The 17269-nt window shown below is 64.3% G+C and carries 18 protein-coding genes and 1 pseudogene; 8 read left to right on the top strand and 11 right to left on the bottom strand.

The annotated features are described in order from the left end of the window. Nucleotides 1–116 precede the first annotated feature (116 nt). A complete protein-coding gene (gene mazG, locus ACVIGA_RS42270) occupies nt 117–962 on the bottom strand; it encodes a nucleoside triphosphate pyrophosphohydrolase (RefSeq protein WP_456670663.1) in 846 nt (281 codons plus the stop codon). A 128-nt stretch (nt 963–1090) separates the two neighbouring features. On the opposite strand from mazG, the gene queC reads away from it, so the two are divergent. After that, complete coding sequence (gene queC / locus ACVIGA_RS42265) at nt 1091–1810, top strand: 7-cyano-7-deazaguanine synthase QueC (protein WP_456670662.1); 720 nt, start codon at nt 1091–1093, stop codon at nt 1808–1810. A gap of 348 nt (nt 1811–2158) precedes the next feature. After that, nucleotides 2159–3148, top strand: a pseudogene (locus ACVIGA_RS42260) (IS30 family transposase); the annotation flags it as partial. A 30-nt stretch (nt 3149–3178) separates the two neighbouring features. Here the strand turns inward: ACVIGA_RS42260 and ACVIGA_RS42255 are convergent. The 3 genes from ACVIGA_RS42255 to nthA are packed head-to-tail and all read right to left on the bottom strand — an operon-like array spanning nt 3179 to nt 4841. After that, nucleotides 3179–3556, bottom strand: coding sequence for a nitrile hydratase accessory protein (locus ACVIGA_RS42255; RefSeq protein WP_456670661.1), 378 nt, complete (start codon nt 3554–3556; stop codon nt 3179–3181). After that, nucleotides 3556–4215, bottom strand: coding sequence for a nitrile hydratase subunit beta (gene nthB / locus ACVIGA_RS42250; RefSeq protein WP_456670660.1), 660 nt, complete (start codon nt 4213–4215; stop codon nt 3556–3558). Before nthB ends, ACVIGA_RS42255 begins: the two co-directional genes overlap by 1 nt. After that, a complete protein-coding gene (nthA, locus tag ACVIGA_RS42245) occupies nt 4212–4841 on the bottom strand; it encodes a nitrile hydratase subunit alpha (protein ID WP_456670659.1) in 630 nt (209 codons plus the stop codon). The genes nthB and nthA overlap by 4 nt, the downstream gene beginning before the upstream one ends. 74 nt (nt 4842–4915) lie before the next feature. Here nthA and ACVIGA_RS42240 point away from each other — a divergent pair, with 74 nt between their 5' ends. After that, entirely contained in the window at nt 4916–5722 is an 807-nt protein-coding gene (locus ACVIGA_RS42240) for an enoyl-CoA hydratase/isomerase family protein (protein ID WP_456670658.1), read from the top strand. A 14-nt stretch (nt 5723–5736) separates the two neighbouring features. Here the strand turns inward: ACVIGA_RS42240 and ACVIGA_RS42235 are convergent, their stop codons facing one another. After that, nucleotides 5737–6984, bottom strand: coding sequence for a DUF763 domain-containing protein (locus tag ACVIGA_RS42235; protein WP_456670657.1), 1248 nt, complete (start codon nt 6982–6984; stop codon nt 5737–5739). A gap of 230 nt (nt 6985–7214) precedes the next feature. Between ACVIGA_RS42235 and ACVIGA_RS42230 the strand changes: the two genes are divergently transcribed. Next, entirely contained in the window at nt 7215–7916 is a 702-nt protein-coding gene (locus ACVIGA_RS42230) for a L,D-transpeptidase (protein ID WP_456671009.1), read from the top strand. Between the two features lie 63 nt (nt 7917–7979). Here ACVIGA_RS42230 and ACVIGA_RS42225 read toward each other — a convergent pair whose 3' ends face one another. Beyond that, entirely contained in the window at nt 7980–8120 is a 141-nt protein-coding gene (locus tag ACVIGA_RS42225) for a hypothetical protein (protein ID WP_456671008.1), read from the bottom strand. Between ACVIGA_RS42225 and ACVIGA_RS42220 the strand changes: the two genes are divergently transcribed. The 4 genes from ACVIGA_RS42220 to ACVIGA_RS42205 all read left to right on the top strand — a co-directional run bounded on the left by ACVIGA_RS42220 (nt 8074) and on the right by ACVIGA_RS42205 (nt 13228). Beyond that, entirely contained in the window at nt 8074–8247 is a 174-nt protein-coding gene (locus tag ACVIGA_RS42220) for a hypothetical protein (RefSeq protein ID WP_456671022.1), read from the top strand. The genes ACVIGA_RS42225 and ACVIGA_RS42220 overlap by 47 nt on opposite strands. Before the next feature lie 365 nt (nt 8248–8612). Beyond that, on the top strand, nt 8613–9632 hold the full coding sequence (locus ACVIGA_RS42215; protein WP_456670656.1) for a TRAP transporter substrate-binding protein: 1020 nt from the start codon (nt 8613–8615) through the stop codon (nt 9630–9632). Between the two features lie 34 nt (nt 9633–9666). Further along, entirely contained in the window at nt 9667–11553 is a 1887-nt protein-coding gene (locus ACVIGA_RS42210; RefSeq protein WP_456670655.1) for a TRAP transporter large permease, read from the top strand. Between the two features lie 25 nt (nt 11554–11578). Next, the gene (locus ACVIGA_RS42205; protein ID WP_456670654.1) at nt 11579–13228 is read left to right on the top strand and encodes an acyl-CoA synthetase; all 1650 of its coding nucleotides are present in this window, start codon (nt 11579–11581) and stop codon (nt 13226–13228) included. Between the two features lie 13 nt (nt 13229–13241). Here ACVIGA_RS42205 and ACVIGA_RS42200 read toward each other — a convergent pair whose 3' ends face one another. The 5 genes from ACVIGA_RS42200 to ACVIGA_RS42180 all read right to left on the bottom strand — a co-directional run bounded on the left by ACVIGA_RS42200 (nt 13242) and on the right by ACVIGA_RS42180 (nt 17261). Continuing rightward, nucleotides 13242–13709 (bottom strand): MarR family winged helix-turn-helix transcriptional regulator, encoded by a 468-nt coding sequence (locus ACVIGA_RS42200; protein ID WP_456670653.1) that lies wholly within the window; start codon nt 13707–13709, stop codon nt 13242–13244. Then, nucleotides 13690–14448: a nitroreductase family protein gene (locus ACVIGA_RS42195; RefSeq protein ID WP_456670652.1), complete on the bottom strand. Its 759-nt coding sequence runs from the start codon at nt 14446–14448 to the stop codon at nt 13690–13692. Before ACVIGA_RS42195 ends, ACVIGA_RS42200 begins: the two co-directional genes overlap by 20 nt. A 256-nt stretch (nt 14449–14704) precedes the next feature. Further along, a complete protein-coding gene (gene lpxA / locus ACVIGA_RS42190; protein ID WP_456670651.1) occupies nt 14705–15538 on the bottom strand; it encodes an acyl-ACP--UDP-N-acetylglucosamine O-acyltransferase in 834 nt (277 codons plus the stop codon). Between the two features lie 128 nt (nt 15539–15666). Beyond that, nucleotides 15667–16473, bottom strand: a complete 807-nt coding sequence (locus ACVIGA_RS42185; RefSeq protein ID WP_223966476.1) for an MBL fold metallo-hydrolase — start codon at nt 16471–16473, stop codon at nt 15667–15669. After that, nucleotides 16470–17261, bottom strand: coding sequence for a TatD family hydrolase (locus ACVIGA_RS42180; protein ID WP_456671007.1), 792 nt, complete (start codon nt 17259–17261; stop codon nt 16470–16472). Before ACVIGA_RS42180 ends, ACVIGA_RS42185 begins: the two co-directional genes overlap by 4 nt. Nucleotides 17262–17269: the final 8 nt, after the last annotated feature.

Below are 17269 nucleotides of genomic sequence, written 5' to 3'. Positions count from 1 at the left end.
CACAAACTCACTGTCGTCCCGGCGAAAGCCGGGACCCATCACCACCGAAGCTCGTTGTTGAGCGCAGTCGCAGTTCCGCGTTTGCGTGGGATTGGCAGACTCGATGAACCGTTAGATCACGCGGTATGGGTCCCGGCTTTCGCCGGGACGACGGCGCTCTTCGCTTCGTTCCACAGCGCGTCCATCTCTTCCAGCGTCGCGCCGTTGAGCGAGCGGCCCTTCGCGGCCAGCGCCTGCTCGATATAGGCAAACCGCCGCTCGAACTTTGCGTTGGTCGCGCGCAGCGCGGTTTCCGGATCGGCGTCGACGTGGCGGGCGAGGTTGACCAGCGCGAACATCAGGTCGCCCGTTTCCTCGGCGATCTCGGCCTTGTCGTTGCGGTCGAGCGCCGCCTCGATCTCGTCGGCCTCCTCGCGGATCTTGGCGAGCACGGCGCGCGGGTCGTTCCAGTCGAAGCCGACGGTAGACGCCTTGCGCTGCAACTCCATCGCGCGGGTCAGGGCAGGGAGGCCGGCCTTCACGCTGGCCAGCAGGGATGTGTGCGCGGTCTCTTCCGGCGGCCGCCGTGCGGCACGCTCGGCCTTCTCCTCGGCCTTGATGCGCTCCCAGGCGCTCTTGACGCCGGCGGGCTGGATATTGCCGTCCTTGTCGGCAAAGACGTGCGGATGACGGCGGATCATCTTCCTCGTGATCGCCTCGACCACGTCTCCGAACGCAAAGGCGTTCTGCTCTTCGGCCATCCTTGCGTGATAGACCACCTGGAGCAGCAGGTCGCCGAGCTCGTCGCGCAAATCTTCGAAATCGCTGCGCGCGATCGCGTCGGCGACCTCATAGGCCTCTTCGATCGTGTAAGGCGCGATGGTCTCGAAATTCTGCACGAGGTCCCATGGGCAGCCGGTCACCGGCGTGCGCAGCGCGGCCATGATCTCGATCAGGCGGGAAATGTCGCGGGAAGGGGTCATGGGACACCGGCATCAGGGAGGTCCTGGCTTTATGCCAAAACACCCCTCCCGATCCCAGCAAAACACGCCGGAAACGCGGCGCTGTCCACGGATTGGCCGCGGCGCCGTCAGGTGCTAAATCGCCACTTATGACCGATCACAACAATTCCGACACCGCGCTGGTGCTGTTTTCCGGCGGCCAGGATTCCACCACCTGCCTTGCCTGGGCGTTGGACCGCTTCGCGCGCGTCGAAATGCTCGGCTTCACCTACGGCCAGCGTCACGCGATCGAGCTCGATTGCCGCGACCGCCTGCTTGCCGGGATCAAGCAAATCCGGCCGGACTGGGCTGCAAGGCTCGGCGACAGCCACACACTGGCGATCCCGACGCTGTCGGAGATATCAGATACCGCGTTGACCCGCGACGTCGCCATCGAAATGGGCGCGGACGGGCTGCCCAACACCTTCGTGCCCGGCCGCAACCTCGTGTTCCTCACCTTCGCGGGCGCACTGGCCTATCGGCGCGGCATCCGCCACATCATCGGCGGCATGTGCGAGACCGACTATTCCGGCTATCCGGATTGCCGCGACGAGACCATCAAGGCGCTGCAATCCGCGCTCAGCCTCGGCATGGCGAGGGACTTCGAGCTGCACACGCCGCTGATGTGGCTCGACAAGGCGGCGACCTGGCGGCTTGCGCACGAGCTCGGCGGGGCAGGGCTGGTCGATCTGATCCGCGAGCACTCGCACACCTGCTATCTCGGCGAACGCGGCGCGCAGCACGATTGGGGCTATGGCTGCGGCGAATGCCCGGCCTGCAGCCTGCGGGCCAAGGGCTGGCGGGAGTATGTCGCGCAGGGTGGCCGGTAACGGTGGGCGCATAGCCGTCCGCAGGGGCGCGCTGCCAAAATATCGAAAACAACCCCATGCAAAGGAGTCGGCGGCTGCCGGCGTTCGACACAGCAACTTGACACGTCGGGCAAATCAGCGGTAGCCTTCTATTATTCAGAAATTGTGCAGGCGCGGGTGCGCGTGGTCTGGCGCCTTGAATCGCGAACCCATCCTCATCGTCGTCCTGGCGAAAGCCAGGACTCATTACCCCAAGCCTCAATTGTTGTGCGACGCTGGGGCTGCGATCCCGTTCACAGGCAAATTCGGTGGCTATGGGTCCCCTGAGTTCACAAACGAAGTGCAACACTTCCTTGAGGAGGTGTTGCCATGGGGCGGACTTACAAGCAGCTCTCTCTGGACGACCGATGCGAGATTGCCTGTCTATCGGCCAATGGCAGCTCGGTCCGGCAAATCGCGGCAGCTCTGGATCGCTCGCCATCAACAATCTCTCGGGAACTGAGCCGTAATCGGAGCGTTCAGGCTGGCTACAAGCCAAATTATGCCCAGCAACAGATGCGAGCGCGGCGCTGGACGGGCGGACGCCTCGAACGGGAGCCCGTCCTGCGCCGCGCGGTGTTGCAACGCCTTCGCCGAGGTTGGTCGCCGGAGCAGATCGCCGGCCGGCTGGCCCGCGAGTGCGGGCACAAGGTGATCTCCCACGAGACCATCTACCGCTTCATCTATGGCCAACTCAGGCGCACCTCGGACTTCAGCTGGCGACGCTACCTGCCGCGCGCCAAGAGCAAGCGCGGCCTCCGCGGCAAGCGAGGCGGCAGCCCCGCAAGCTTCATCGAAGGCCGTGTTTCCCTGGCAAATCGGCCCCTTGAGGTTGCCGACCGTAGCGTCGCCGGGCATTGGGAGGCCGATTTGATGATGTTCTCGAAGTACGGTCAGGCCGTGCTGACCGTGCATGAGCGCACCTCTCGCCTGCTGCTCGGCATCCGCCTTGCCAGCAAGGTTGCGCGCGGTGTCGCACGCCATCTCGTCCGCTTCTTCGCTGCCCTTCCACAAGAGCTGCGCCAGACCGTCACCTTCGACAACGGCACCGAGTTTGCCGGTCACCTGGCGCTACATCGCCTCTCGATCGAGACCTTCTTCTGCGATCCCCACGCGCCCTGGCAGAAGGGTGGTATCGAGAACGCCATCGGCAGGATGCGCCGCTTCATCCCTCGCAAAACGGATCTCGTAACCCTCTCGACCGCCAGATTCCGCCAGTTCATCGCCACCTACAACAACACCCCACGCAAATGCCTTGACTACCGCACGCCTGCGGAGTCCTTTGCCGATCAAGTGTTGCACTTCGAGTGTGAATCCACCTCCTGGCTTTCGCCAGGACGACGGGCGCCGCTACCCAAAATCCTTAGCCGTCAGCACGATCGGCTGGCCGTGCGGAGTGCGATCGGCGGCGTGGTCCCAGGCGTCGCGGTAGCGGTGCAGCGTCTCTGGTGTCGTGACGCCCTTGGCGGCGACGAGGTGCTCGAGTGTCGCCAGCCAATGCTGGTAATAGGTCTCGCCGGTGTCGGGATCGCCGGCCGCCTGCGCGCGCTTGATCTGATCGGCAAGCGCCGCGGCCCATTCGGGCCAGGTGAACACGCCGCGGTCGTGCAGCGTCAACGCCATGGCGAAGGCCTGCGCCTCCCACGGCGCGCGGAACACCGGGCCATCCTGATCGCGGGGAATGCTGGACACGGCGCTGGTCGCGCGCGCGGCGGCGCCGGTATCCATCAGACCGCCTCCAGATACGGCTCGAACGCGTCGATCGAGACCTTGATGGTCGGATCGGAGTCCGGTCCCCACAATTCGCGTCCATCGAACACGACGGTGTACAGCCATTGCGGATGCTCGCCGGCATCGTTGGCGACCGTATCGGGAAACACGTGACAGCCATGATCGCGCTCGACCACGCCGACGTGACCGCGCACGTAGCGCGGCAGCCGCGTGTGCGTGGCCGGATGGATGTTCTTCGCCCGCACCCGATCGCCGGCCTTGAATTTCGCCGGCGCCGGTGCGGTGCGGCCGAACTTGCCGCGCACCATGATGCGCTCGACGTCGGCCATCGAGAACTTGCCGTGCTTGAGCGATTTCGCCGGCACGACGGAATGTCCGGCGGCGACGTCGTCGTTGGAGATATAGCCCTTGTCGAGCAGAAGGGCTTCCAGCCCGAGCAGCCATTTCCGGTAATAGGAACTCGACAGATAGACCTGCGGGGGCAGGGTCTCGCGATAGAAGCGGGATGCATCGATGTTGAAGGCGCCGGCGGCGCCCATCGCGCGGACCATGGCGAGCACCCGCGATTCCCATTCCTGATGGAACATCGGCTCGTTCGGTTCGGGCTCGACCTTGCCGAACCCGTCCATGCCGCCCATGTCGTGGACGCCGTTCACGACGGTGCTCCCGGGGTTTTCGGGAAGCCGGTTCCGATCATGGAATCGCGCGTCACGAGGTCGGCAAGCTGCTCTTCGCTCCAGCCCTCGGTGCCTGCAGGCCGCATCGGTAGCACCAGGAAGCGTGTTTCAGCCGTCGAGTCCCAGACCCGAATGTCCGTCTCCTTCGGCAGGCTGACGCCGAAATCGGCGAGCACGCCGCGCGGATCCTTGACCGCGCGCGAGCGGTACGGCGAGGCCTTGTACCAGACCGGCGGGAGGCCGAGCATCTCCCAAGGGTAACAGGAGCACAAAGTGCAGACGACCATGTTGTGACGGCCGGGCGTGTTCTCGATCGCGACCAGATGATCGCCGACCCGGCTGACATGGCCGAGGGTGCCGACTGCCTTGGAAGCGTCCTCGAGCAGGGCCTTCTTGAAGGCGGGATCGGTCCAGGCCTTGGCGACGACCCTGGCGCCGTTATGCGGGCCGATCTTGGTCTCATAGGCCTGCACGATGGCGTCGAGCGCGGCAGCCTCGACGTAGCCCTTTTCGGTCAGGATCGATTCCAGCGCGCGGACGCGCAGCTCGGTCTCCGACAGTTCGGAATGGTCGTGATCGTGGAGGTGATGATCATGTTCGCTCATGCCTACAGAATAGGCGAAATCGCCGTGCTATGTCGAGGCAAGCAGTACACAACAATGCGAGCTGGGAGGTATGCGTGGTTGACGATGTGACGATCGAAAAGGGCCTCGGACCGGAGGGCCGCATCGCGGTGGTGCGGTTCGACCGCGGCGACGGTATCAACGCGCTGTCGCCGGAGGCGCTGCGGCAATTGACCGATGCGGCGCGCAGTTTCGAGGACGATGGCGAAACCTCGGTGGTGGTGCTGACCGGCGGCGCCAAATCGTTCAGCGCCGGCTTTGACCTCAAGGATGCCGAAGGACGCTCGCGGCAAACCATGGATATGGGCACGTTGCGCCGTCACCTGAAGCTCGGGCCGCGGCTGACGCGCGCCTGGCAGGAGATGGAGCAGGTCACGATCGGCGCGATCGAGGGCTTTTGCGTCGGCGGCGGCGTGGCGCTCGCGGTCGCGCTGGATTTCCGCGTCATTGCGCGCGATGCGCATCTGCGCGTGCCGGAGATCGCGCTCGGCATGAACATGAGCTGGCAGAGCGTGCCGCGCATGCTGCATCTGATGGGGCCGGCGCGCACCAAGCAGGCCGTGATCCTGGCCGACGACCGGATCTCCGCCGAGGAGGCCTACGAATGGGGCTTGGTGGAGCAGGTGACTGATCCGGGCAAATCGTATGACGCTGCGATGGCGCTCGCGGCCAAGGTCGCCGCCCAGCCGCCGATTTCGGTCGCGATGACCAAGCTGACGGTCAACCGGCTGGCGCATGCGCTCGACGATCTCGCCAGCCACATGGATCTCGACCAGTTCGCGCTGGCGAGCCTGACCGACGACCACAAGGAAGGCGTCGCGGCCTTCCTCGGCCGGCGCAAGCCACGCTCCAGAGGACGCTGACGGGTGTGCCTAGCCTAGCGTTTGGTGATGCGGTCGCGGCCGGCGAGGTCGGCCTCCCGGCCGAACACTGAGCGGCCGTCGAGGTCAGGCGAACGTGCGCGCTCGTTGGCAACGTAGGCATCGAAGGACGGCCCGGTTGCGGTCAGCTCGAGCCTGCGGGCCTGGTCGTCCAGCCGCCTCAGCGCCTGCAGTTCCTCATCGCGGCCGAGCTTCGCCTGCCGTACCGCCGATTTCAGCACGCCGATGGTCTCGTCATAGACCTTGATTGGCACCGGAAACGGATGGCGGTCCTTGCCGCCATGCGCGAGCGAGAAACGCGCCGGATCGCGGAAACGGTACGGCGTGCCGTGAACGACCTCGGCGACCATCGCGAGCGACTCCACGGTGCGGGCACCGACACCGGGCGTCAGCAGCAGTTCGGGGAAATCCAGCGGCCCGCGCTCCGCCGCGGCGGCGAGGGTGCCGTGCAGGCGGCGGATGAAGACATCGCTCGAGCGCACGTCGTGATGCGCGGGCATGATCAGGTGCAACAGATCGCCCTGCGCCGCCACCTTCTCGGTCAGCTCGGCATATTCATGCGCGATGCCATCGGGACCGAGCGCGGCAAGCAGATCGAGCTGTGCCTGGCGCGAGGCGTCGGCACGGTGGTCGGTGAGATTGACGATCTCGCCCTGCGACGGACCGTCGATCGCGCTGTGCGGCTCGTCGACGAAGCTGCGTAGCGCCTCGGAATGCCAGTGATAGCGTCGCGCCTGCCGCTTGTGATCGTTCATGCCTTGCTGGACCACGGTCCATTTGCCGTCCGCGGTGACGAAGAAGCCATGCAGATAGAGCTCGAAACCGTCCTGCACCGCCGCGCTGTCGACCTTGGCGACCAGACGACTGGCGCGGGTGAGGGCAACGCCGTCGAAGCCGGTCCGCTCGCCCAGCGCCTTAAGCTCGTCCGGCGTGCGCCGCGAATGCCTGCCGCGGCCGCCGCACACATAGATGCCGAGCTCGTCCTGTACCGGCGCCAGCCCGCGCTTGAGTGCGCCGATGACGCTCGTGGTGATACCCGACGAATGCCAGTCCATGCCCATCACGGCGCCGAACGACTGGAACCAGAACGGATGCGAGAGCCGCTGCAGGAACGCGTCGCGGCCGTAATGATGGACCACGGCCTGCGTGATGATCGCGCCCAGCGTCGCCATGCGCTCCGCCAGCCACGGCGGCACGCGTCCACCATGGAGCGGAAGATCGGCGCTGCCGGTACGTCGGACCATTGGTCTCCAAGTCTCGAACTGGTGTCGTGGAGTCGGGGGCAGACTATCAGGCAAAGCGGGGGGTGGTGAATCCCCGCACAAGACCGACACACAGAACGGAATTCCTTAGCTTTTTCTTGAAAGTTTCCTTTCATAAAAAAGCGCGAAATCCTCCATAGGAGTGTCGTAACGGGGTCTTTCCCCGACATAGGGTTGTCGCGCCTTTGGAAAAGCACGGAAAACCCGAAATCATGATCATGGACCGTGGTATTGCCGACGCGATGGGTAAGGGCGATCTGTCTGGGCCTCGTTCGCCGCGTCTCAACCGCCGGGCGTTTCTATTCGGCTCCGCTGCCGGTCTTGCCGCACTGGGCCTGGCCGGTTGTGCCTCGGACTACATGAGCCTGGCCGAGGCTGAGAAAGTCTACGGGCCCGTGCCCAACGAGAAATTCCCGATCCCTGGGGTCGATGTTAGCAAGGTCAAACCGCAATATTTTCGCAAGACAGTGCGCTACGACAGCGACGAGGCGCCCGGTACGATCATCATCGATCCCAGCAAGTACTATGTTTACCGCATCGAAGGTGAGGGCAACGCGACGCGCTATGGCGCCAATGTCGGCCGCGATGGATTCCGGTGGAGTGGGGAGGCTTATGTCGGGCGCAAAGCCGAATGGCCTACCTGGACGCCACCCAAGGAGATGATCGCGCGCCAGCCGGAGGCGGGCAAATATGCTCGCGGCATGCCGGGAGGTCTCGATAATCCACTCGGTGCCCGCGTGCTCTACCTCTATCAAAACGGGGCGTACACGCTTTACACGATCTATAGCACCAGTGACCCCGAAACGATCGGGAACGGCATTACGAGCGGCTGCACCGGCCTCCTCAGTCAGGACATGATCGACCTCTATTCGCGAACGCCGCTCAAAACGAAAGTGATCGTGCTGCCGGCCTAGGCAACGGCAGGCTGAGGATGCGCTCGCATTGGAGCAGGCGGCCGTCCGTCGCAGGGATCGCAATCACGCACGATGCGGACAAGAAAATATGACGCGCTTTCCGGACCGAAGGCGCGCGCGTATCCGGTCAGCGCGATCCGGCTGTTCGCGCAGATGCTTGGCGAAAACCTTCCGCAGGTCTTTCGATTGCGCCGCCTTCGCCATCTTCGGCAGCGTCTTCACCTGCGGCCATGACGGACACCGGCGCGTCGCGGATGGTCAGCCGGACATACTGGGGGCGACCTTAGAGATCGCAGAGCCGATGATGGCTGCGCCCGAACGCGACGGATGAAATGCGAACCGTATAGGGGAAGCCACGGCTGGGTCGCCAAACCGGATCGGCTTCCATATCCGTAATTCGCATAAGGTATATTATGGAATATTTATATCTACAATTAGATCAGATATTTAGTGGGAACTCTTCGCACCGGCCCGCAGCTTGGCTTCGGTCCGGGCTTGTCCCGGTCATTGTTTCTGCTGGTCCAGGCAGCACAGCGATCCACGCCCACGCATCTCGTCAGAAAGCCGATATTGCCGTGGCGTACGGACGCTGCAATAAGCGCCAGCTGTGCAGAGATCGCTGGTGACCCCGCGGCATCAGGTCCGTATAGGATGGCATCTCAGAACAACAACAAGCCTCTCGAGGGAGCAAACCCAATGAGCTTTTCACGACGCACGCTGCTGAAGGTTTCCGCCGCTTCCGCCGTTCTGGGCGGAATTGGCGCGCCGTATGTCGCGCGCGCCCAGTCGGCCGAGTTCTCGTACAAGTTCGCCAACAACCTGCCGGAGTCGCATCCGTTCGTGGCGCGCGCCCGGGAGATGGCTGCGGCGATCAAGACCGAGACCAACGGCCGGTTTGATCTGCAGGTGTTTCCGAACAGCCAGCTCGGTTCCGATACGGACATGCTGAGCCAGGTGCGCTCCGGCGGCGTCGAGTTCTTCACGCTGTCCGGCCTGATCCTGGCGACCCTGGTGCCGGCGGCCTCGATCAACGGCATCGGCTTCGCATTCCCGGACTATCCCACGGTCTGGAAGGCCATGGATGGCGAACTCGGCGCCTATGTGCGCGGCGAGATCAACAAGGCCGGCCTCGAGGTCATGGACAAGATCTGGGACAACGGCTTCCGCCAGACCACGTCGTCGACCAAGCCGATCAACGGCCCCGACGATCTCAAGGGCTTCAAGATCCGCGTGCCGGTGTCGCCGCTGTGGACCTCGATGTTCAAGGCGTTCGATGCATCGCCCGCCTCGATCAATTTCAGCGAGGTCTATTCGGCGCTGCAGACCAAGATCGTCGAAGGCCAGGAAAACCCGCTGGCGCTGATCTCGGCGGCGAAGCTGTACGAGGTGCAGAAGTACTGCTCGATGACCAACCACATGTGGGACGGCTTCTGGTTCCTGATGAACCGCCGGGCTTGGGCGGCGCTGCCGGACGATATCAAGACCATCGTCGCCAGGAACGTCAACGCGGCGGCGGTCAAGGAGCGCGAGGACACCGAGAAGCTCAACGCGACCGTGAAGCAGGAACTCACCGGCAAGGGCCTCGTGTTCAACCAGCCCGAGGTCGGGCCGTTCCGCGACAAGCTGCGCGCCGCCGGCTTCTACGCCGAGTGGAAGGGCAAGTACGGCGAGAAGGCCTGGGATCTGCTCGAGAAGTCCGTCGGCAAACTGTCCTGATCGATCAAGCGGGAGGCGTGCCAGGAGGATTGCCATGGCTCATGTCGAGATGACGCCGGCCGTGGCCGGCGAGGCGGCGTCACAGCCCCCTCGCCGCCGCTCCGTTCTCGGTTCCATCGAGGCTGCGCTCGGATGGCTGGTCGAAGTCCCGGCGGCGATCCTTGTCGTTGCCGAGGTCGTGATCCTGTTCGCCGGCGTGGTGTCGCGTTACGTTCTGCACGCGCCGCTGATCTGGTCCGACGAGTTGGCGTCGATCCTGTTCCTGTGGCTTGCGATGCTGGGATCGGCGGTCGCGTTCCGCCGCGGCGAGCACATGCGGATGACGGCACTGGTCGCAAGCGCCGGGCCGAGGCTGTGGGCCTATCTCGACGTGGTCGCGACCTGCGCCGCGCTGGCCTTCCTGATCCTGATCGTGCGGCCAGCCTACGAATACGCCTACGAAGAGAGCTTCATCACGACGCCGGCGCTGCAGATTTCCAACACCTGGCGCGCGGCGGCGCTGCCGGTCGGCATCTGCCTGATGGGGCTGTTCGCGCTGCTGCGGCTGGCGCGGGTCGGCGATTTCAAGACCTTCCTGCTGGCGGCGCTGACGGTCGTCGCGCTGATCGGCGTATTCTGGCTGGCGCAGCCGATGCTGCGGCCGCTCGGCAACCTCAATCTGATCATCTTCTTCGTCGGCGTAGTCGGCTTCTGCGTGTTCGCAGGCGTGCCGATCGGCTTTGCCTTCGGCATGGCGATCTTCGGCTATCTGGCGCTGACGACGCGGACGCCGCTGATGGTGCTGGTCGGCCGGATGGACGAGGGCATGAGCCACCTGATCCTGCTGTCGGTTCCGCTGTTCGTGTTCCTGGGGCTGCTGATCGAGATGACCGGCATGGCGCGCGCGATGGTGGCGTTCCTGGCGAGCCTGCTCGGGCATGTCCGCGGCGGCCTGCATTACGTGCTGGTCGGCGCCATGTACCTGGTCTCGGGCATCTCCGGATCGAAGGCCGCCGACATGGCCGCCGTTGCGCCCGTGCTGTTCCCGGAAATGAAGGAGCGCGGCGCCAAGCCGGGCGATCTGGTCGCCCTGCTCGCCGCCACCGGCGCCCAGACCGAGACCATTCCGCCGAGCCTCGTGCTGATCACGATCGGCTCGGTCACCGGTGTGTCGATCTCGGCGCTGTTCACCGGCGGCCTGTTGCCGGGCGTCGTGCTGGCGATCACGCTGTCGGGGCTGGTGTGGTGGCGCTACCGCGGCGAAGACCTCAGCCACGTCCAGCGCGCCACCGGCAGCGAGATCGGCAAGGCGCTGGTGTTCGCCCTGCCCGCATTGGCCCTGCCCTTCGTGATCCGCTACGCCGTGGTCGAAGGCATCGCCACGGCCACCGAAGTCTCGACCATCGGCATCGTCTACGCCTTCGTCATCGGCCTGTTGATCTACCGCAAGTTCAACTGGCGGCGGCTGGTGCCGATGCTGATCGACACGGCGTGCCTGTCGGGCGCCATCCTTTTCATCATCGGTACCGCGACCGGCATGGCCTGGGGCCTGACCCAGTCCGGCTTCTCGCGCGCGCTGGCCGCGTCGATGGCCGGGCTGCCCGGTGGTTCGGCAACCTTCATCGCGGTCTCGATCCTGGCCTTCGTGATCCTCGGCAGCGTGCTCGAAGGCATTCCGGCCATCGTGCTGTTCGGGCCGCTGCTGTTTCCGATCGCGCGCCAGGTCGGCGTCCACGAGGTGCATTACGCCATGATCATCATCCTGGCGATGGGCATCGGATTGTTCGCGCCGCCGTTCGGCGTCGGCTATTATGCCGCCTGCGCCATCGGGCGCGTCGATCCGGCCGAGGGTATCCGGCCGATCTGGGGTTACATGCTGGCGCTGTTGATCGGCCTGATCATTGTCGCCATCTTCCCCTGGATATCGATCGGTTTCCTTTAAGGCAGCTTGCGGATGGGATAGAGCCATGAGTGCAGCTCAAAACCAGTACTCGATCGGGCTCGACAAGACGCCCGCCAACTACGTGCCGCTGACGCCGCTGAGCTTCCTGGCGCGCTCGGCCGCGGTCTATCCCGACCACATCAGCGCGGTCTATGAGGGCCGCAGCTTCACCTGGAAACAGACCTTCGATCGCTGCAAGCGCTTTGCGTCCTATCTAGTCGGTCATGGCATCGGCCATGGCGACACGGTCGCGGCGATGCTGCCGAACATCCCGGCGATGAACGAGTTGCATTTCGCGGTGCCGATGGCCGGCGCGGTGCTGAACGCGCTCAATATCCGCCTCGATGCGGAATCGATTGCGTTCCAGCTCGATCATGGCGGTGCCAGGATCATCCTGGTCGATCCCGAATTCTCCGGCGTGATCGCGGAAGCCCTGACCCTGATGAAGGGCGCAAAGCCGTTCGTGATCGACGTTGACGATGCCGCCTTCGCCGGCGGCAAGCGGATCGGCGAGATCGAGTATGAGGCGGCGGTCGCCTCCGGCGATCCGGCATTCGCCGAGCGGCCGCCGGCCGACGAATGGGATGCGATCGCGCTGAGCTACACGTCCGGCACGACGGGCAATCCGAAGGGCGTCGTTACCCATCACCGCGGCGCCTACCTCAACGCCGTCAGCAACATCCTCGCCGGCAATCTCGGCCAGCATCCGGTCTATCTCTGGACGCTGCCGATGTTTCACTGCAACGGTTGGTGCTTCCCTTGGACCATCGCGGCGACCGCCGGCGTCAACGTCTGCCTGCGCAAGGTCGACCCCGCCAAGATCTTCGAATTGATCCCGCAGCACGGCGTCACCCACATGTGCGGCGCGCCGATCGTCTACAACACGCTGATCAACGCGCCCGATGCACCGAAGGGCGGCAAGGCGAAGCCCGTCGTCGGCCTGATCGCGGGCGCAGCGCCGCCGGTTGCCGTGCTCGAGGGCGCCGAGCGCATCGGCATCAAGCTGACCCATGTCTATGGGCTGACCGAAGTCTACGGCCCCGCCTCGGTCTGCGCCGAGCAGCCGGGCTGGGACGAACTGTCGGCCGATGCCCGCGCGCAGTTGAAGCGGCGTCAGGGCGTGGCCTACCCGCTACAGGAAGACGTCACGGTGCTCGATCCCGAGACCATGCGCGAGGTGCCGCACGACGGCGAGACCATCGGCGAGGTCATGTTTCGCGGTAACATCGTGATGAAGGGCTACCTGAAGAACGAGAAGGCGACGCAGGAAGCCTTCGCCGGCGGCTGGTTTCACACCGGCGATCTCGGCGTGCTCGACGAGCACGGCTACGTCATCATCAAGGACCGCTCGAAGGACATCATCATCTCCGGCGGCGAGAACGTCTCCTCGGTCGAGGTCGAGGATATCCTCTACAAGCACCCGGCCGTGCTGTTCGCCGCTGTTGTCGCCAAGCCCGACCCGAAATGGGGCGAAGTGCCCTGCGCTTTCCTCGAGCTGAAGGATGGCGCCAAGGCGACCGAGGCCGAGATCATCGCCTATTGTCGCGAGCATATGCCGGGCTTCAAGACGCCGAAGTCAGTGGTGTTCGGGGTGATCCCGAAGACATCCACGGGCAAGATCCAGAAATTCCTGCTGCGCAACCAGGTCGGATCGGCCAAGGCGATTTCGGCCTGAGCGGTTACGACGCTCAGCCCTCCGCAAGGCGGCCGAGCAGATCGTACAGCATTCGCTTCTCGTCGGCCTTGAGCGGAGCCAGCGTCGTCGCGGTGCATTCGATCTCGATCGGGATCAGCTGCTCGACAAGCGCCATGCCTGCCGTGGTCAGATCGACCAGGATCAGCCGTTTGTCGGTCGCATCGCGCCGGGTCGCGACCAGGCGGCGCTTCTTCAGCCGCAGCACGACGTCGCGGATATTGGCCGGCTCCATCGCAACCAGCCGCCCGAGCAGGTTCTGCGACAGCGCTCCGCGCTCGTAGAGCCGGGCCAGCGTGGCATATTGCGGGGCCGTCAGGTCGTAGGATCCGATCCGATCGACGAGGTTGGACGAGGCGCGCTGATAAGCCTTGCGCAGCAGGAAGCCGACCTGGTCCTCCAGCCTGTAGTCCGACGCAACGCGCCTGACGGGCGCCGCTGCTTTAGTCGACGTTCTCGGCATCGCGGTACATCACCTTGTGGCGCGTGGTCGAAACCCATTCGTCGATCTGGGCTTCGGTCATGAAGTGCTGATCATCGAACCTGTTCCAGTTGCTGATATCGGCCAGGCTCTTCTTCCAGCGCTTGTACGGCGGCTTGGCCGGCGGACCGAAGCACATGATGTCGAGCACGGATAATTCATCGGGGATGCCGAGCAGCGGCTTCATCGCCTGCTGGGCCTTCTCCTGCCCGATCGCTGTCACCCACCAGACGTTATAGCCGAGCGCGGCCGCCGCCAGATGCGCCGACATCGTCGCCGCCGCCACGCTCTGCAGCAGGATCCGCTCGGCATTCTCCTTGTACATCTTGTCGAGCTCGGAGCCGTCGTTGAGCACAGGAAACGCCTTGACCCAGCGGAAGTCGCTGGCGACGACGATGAAGCCGGGAGCCGACGCGAGGCCGCGATAATCGGGCGTTGGAAACTTCATCTTGAGCCGGGCGCGCGCGACCTGCTCCTCGCGGAAATATTCCGTGATCCTGTTCTTCAGATCCTGATCGGTGACCGCGATGAAGTGCCACGGCTGCGCATTGGCGCCCGATGGCGCGTGCCGCGCGACCTCCAGGATCATGTCGTAATGCTCGGCCGGCATCACGTAACTGGAATCGAACGCCCGGGTCGTCAGGCGGTTCTTCACGACATCCATCAGCGCGTCATATCGCGTGCGATCAGTGAAATCGCGCGTTGCCACAGCTTCCGTCATCTGCTCCTCCCAGCGCATTGTTATGATCATAACGATATGCCCTTTGCGTGAAAGGTCAAGACAGGACCGTTGGCGATCTTGTGCAACCGACGCCGCCCGCCGGGCGGCGGGTTCATGGCGGTGGTCGCGGGAAACCCGATCTGAAATGGGGGAAGTCCTCTGCGCCGCGGTCGAGCAGAGGCAAGGCGCGCGGGTGACGGAGCCCGCACGATCCCGAAGACATCGGCCGAAAGATCCGGAAATTTCCGCGGTGCTATCAGCTCGATTCAGCGAACGAGCTTCGGCGTGGGGCAATCATATGATCGTCGTTCGCCGGCAGACACAGCGAGCGATGCCTTACCGCGTCGATGAAGCCCAGGATTTCTGCAATCGCGGGATCCGCGTCGGCCAATTGCCTTACCTCGTGCAGACGCGCGGCAAACACACCAGGGCCGCGAAATAGTTTCTGATAGAACGCCCGGACCACCGCGAGGCGTTCGCGGGTAAATTCGCGGCGTCGCATGCCAACCAGGTTGAGCCCGGCGAGACCCGCGTACTGACCGCTTGCAAGGCCAAACGGGATTACGTCGCCACGTACGCAACTCGTAGCCCCGATCATCGCCTGCGCCCCAATTCGAACGAATTGATGGGCGGATGAGAGGCCTCCCATAAAGACAAAATTGCCGATTTCGCAATGGCCGCCCAGCGTCGCGGACGTGGCGAAGATGACGTCGTTTCCTATGACGCAGTCGTGACCGACATGGCTGCAGTTCATGAAATAGCCGCGATCGCCGACGCGGGTAACACCGCCACCCGCGACGGTTCCGGCATTCATGGTGACGTGCTCGCGGATCGTGCAATCCTGACCGATCTGAAGCTTGGTCAGTTCGCCGCGATAGCTCAGGGCTTGCGGAGGCGTGCCGAGCGAGACGAATGGATAGATCGTGCAGCCGCCACCGATCGTGGTCTCCGCGGTCATGTGGACGTGGGCGATCAGCTTGCAGTTTGCGCCGATGATGACACGGGAACCAATAACGCAATAAGGACCAATCGACGTGCCGGCGCCGATCACCGCCCCATCCTCAATCCGCGCAGTGGGATCGATGAGCATACAGTTCCCTCAAAAACGGATTATTCGCGACCCTCAGCAGAGGGCAAGCTCAGGCAGAGTGCAAGCTCAAATGCCGTCCGCCGGGTGTGACCGGTCGGATTTATTGCCGCGCGACGCGACCGGTTGCTTCAGCCTGCCCGATCGAGCGTCAGCCGCATGCCGTCATAGGCCGGGATCACGCCGGCCGGCAGACTCTGCCGCAACACCTCGTAATCGAGGTCGGAATGCATGTTGGTGATCACCGCGCGCTTCGGCTTGAAGCGCTCGATCCACGACAGCGCGTCAGCAACGCTGAAATGGCTGGGATGCGGCGCATAGCGCAGGCCGTCGACGATCCAGAGATCGAGACCTTCAAGCGTCGGCCAGCTCTCTTCGGGAATGTCGTGCAGATCGGGCGTGTAGGCGGCATCTCCAATGCGGTAGCCGAGCGCGGGAATTTGGCCATGCTTCACCAGGAAGGCCTCGAGCTTCAGCGGACCGCCCTTCCCCTGCACCGTGTGGCTCTCGCCGGCCTCGATCGAATGCCGGGTCAGGATCGGCGGATAGTCGCTGCCTTCCGGTGAGATGAAGCAATAGGAGAACCGCGCCATGATGTCCTTGGCGGTCGACTGGTTGAAGTAGACCGGGATGCGGCGGCGCTGGTGCAGCACCACCGAGCGCAAATCGTCGATGCCGTGGGTCTGGTCGGCATGCTCATGGGTCAGAAACACCGCATCGATGTGCTCGACATTGCCGTCGATCAGCTGCTCGCGCAGGTCGGGCGAGGTATCGATCACGACCCGCGTGGTGCCGTGCTCCATGGTGCGCTCGGCCATGATCGAGCAACGGCGGCGGCGGTTTTTGGGATTGTTGGGATCGCAGGCGCCCCAGCCGAGTGCCGGACGTGGCACGCCGGCGGATGAGCCGCAGCCCAGAATGGTCAGTGTCAGCGTCATGCAGCAACCTTCGGCGCCGGCACCTTGGAGAACAGCCGGAAGAAGTTTTCAGTGGTCTGCCGCGAAATCTCCTCGAGAGAGACGCCGCGGGTTTCGGCGAGCACCCTGGCGACCTCGACAACGTAGGACGGCTCGTTGCGCTTGCCGCGGAATTTTCCGGGCGCAAGATACGGCGCGTCGGTCTCGACCATGATGCGATCTGCCGGCAGCTCCGCAGCCAGTGCGCGAAGGGCCTCCGACTTCTTGAACGTCAGGATGCCCGTGAACGAGATCGACAGCCCCAGCGTGATCGCCTTCATCGCGAGCTCGCGCCCGCCGGTGTAGCAGTGCAGCACGGCCTTGAACGGCCCCTTCGCGATTTCATCCTCCAGAATGCGGCCGCAATCCTCGTCGGCCTCCCTGGTGTGGATGACGAGCGGCAGGCCGGTTGCGCGGGCCGCCGCGATATGCGAGCGAAAGCCGCGCTCCTGGGCCTCGCGCGAACCATGCTCATAGAAGTAATCGAGCCCCGCCTCGCCGAGCGCCACGACCTTCGGATGCTTGGTCAGCTCGATCAGTTCGCTGGCCGGGATACCGTCCTCTTCGTCGGCATGATGCGGATGGGTGCCGACCGAACAGTAGACGTCCGGAAAGCGCTCCGTGATCGCAAGCAGGCCGCCGAGCCGCTTGACCCGGGTCGAGATCGTGACCATGCGGCCGATGCCGGCCGCTTCGGCGCGTCCGACGATCCCGTCGAGATCGTCGGCGAAGTCAGGGAAATCGAGATGGCAGTGACTGTCGACCAGCATGACTTTCG

Source organism: Bradyrhizobium sp. USDA 3240 (assembly GCF_054063295.1).
Note: the sequence above shows the minus strand (reverse complement) of the source record. Positions and strands in the feature narration are given on the sequence as shown.

Excerpts from the sequence above, each read along its gene's own strand:
- ACVIGA_RS42225 (WP_456671008.1), bottom strand. The coding sequence starts at position 8,120 with ATGGCGAAGGCGGCGCAATCGAAAGACCTGCGGAAGGTTTTCGCCAAG.
- ACVIGA_RS42230 (WP_456671009.1), top strand. The coding sequence starts at position 7,215 with ATGATCATGGACCGTGGTATTGCCGACGCGATGGGTAAGGGCGATCTG.
- ACVIGA_RS42200 (WP_456670653.1), bottom strand. The coding sequence starts at position 13,709 with ATGCCGAGAACGTCGACTAAAGCAGCGGCGCCCGTCAGGCGCGTTGCG.
- ACVIGA_RS42205 (WP_456670654.1), top strand. The coding sequence starts at position 11,579 with ATGAGTGCAGCTCAAAACCAGTACTCGATCGGGCTCGACAAGACGCCC.
- ACVIGA_RS42185 (WP_223966476.1), bottom strand. The coding sequence starts at position 16,473 with ATGACGCTGACACTGACCATTCTGGGCTGCGGCTCATCCGCCGGCGTG.
- ACVIGA_RS42215 (WP_456670656.1), top strand. The coding sequence starts at position 8,613 with ATGAGCTTTTCACGACGCACGCTGCTGAAGGTTTCCGCCGCTTCCGCC.
- ACVIGA_RS42210 (WP_456670655.1), top strand. The coding sequence starts at position 9,667 with ATGGCTCATGTCGAGATGACGCCGGCCGTGGCCGGCGAGGCGGCGTCA.
- nthA (WP_456670659.1), bottom strand. The coding sequence starts at position 4,841 with ATGAGCGAACATGATCATCACCTCCACGATCACGACCATTCCGAACTG.
- ACVIGA_RS42180 (WP_456671007.1), bottom strand. The coding sequence starts at position 17,261 with ATGCTGGTCGACAGTCACTGCCATCTCGATTTCCCTGACTTCGCCGAC.
- queC (WP_456670662.1), top strand. The coding sequence starts at position 1,091 with ATGACCGATCACAACAATTCCGACACCGCGCTGGTGCTGTTTTCCGGC.
- lpxA (WP_456670651.1), bottom strand. The coding sequence starts at position 15,538 with ATGCTCATCGATCCCACTGCGCGGATTGAGGATGGGGCGGTGATCGGC.
- ACVIGA_RS42235 (WP_456670657.1), bottom strand. The coding sequence starts at position 6,984 with ATGGTCCGACGTACCGGCAGCGCCGATCTTCCGCTCCATGGTGGACGC.
- ACVIGA_RS42195 (WP_456670652.1), bottom strand. The coding sequence starts at position 14,448 with ATGACGGAAGCTGTGGCAACGCGCGATTTCACTGATCGCACGCGATAT.
- mazG (WP_456670663.1), bottom strand. The coding sequence starts at position 962 with ATGACCCCTTCCCGCGACATTTCCCGCCTGATCGAGATCATGGCCGCG.
- ACVIGA_RS42255 (WP_456670661.1), bottom strand. The coding sequence starts at position 3,556 with ATGGATACCGGCGCCGCCGCGCGCGCGACCAGCGCCGTGTCCAGCATT.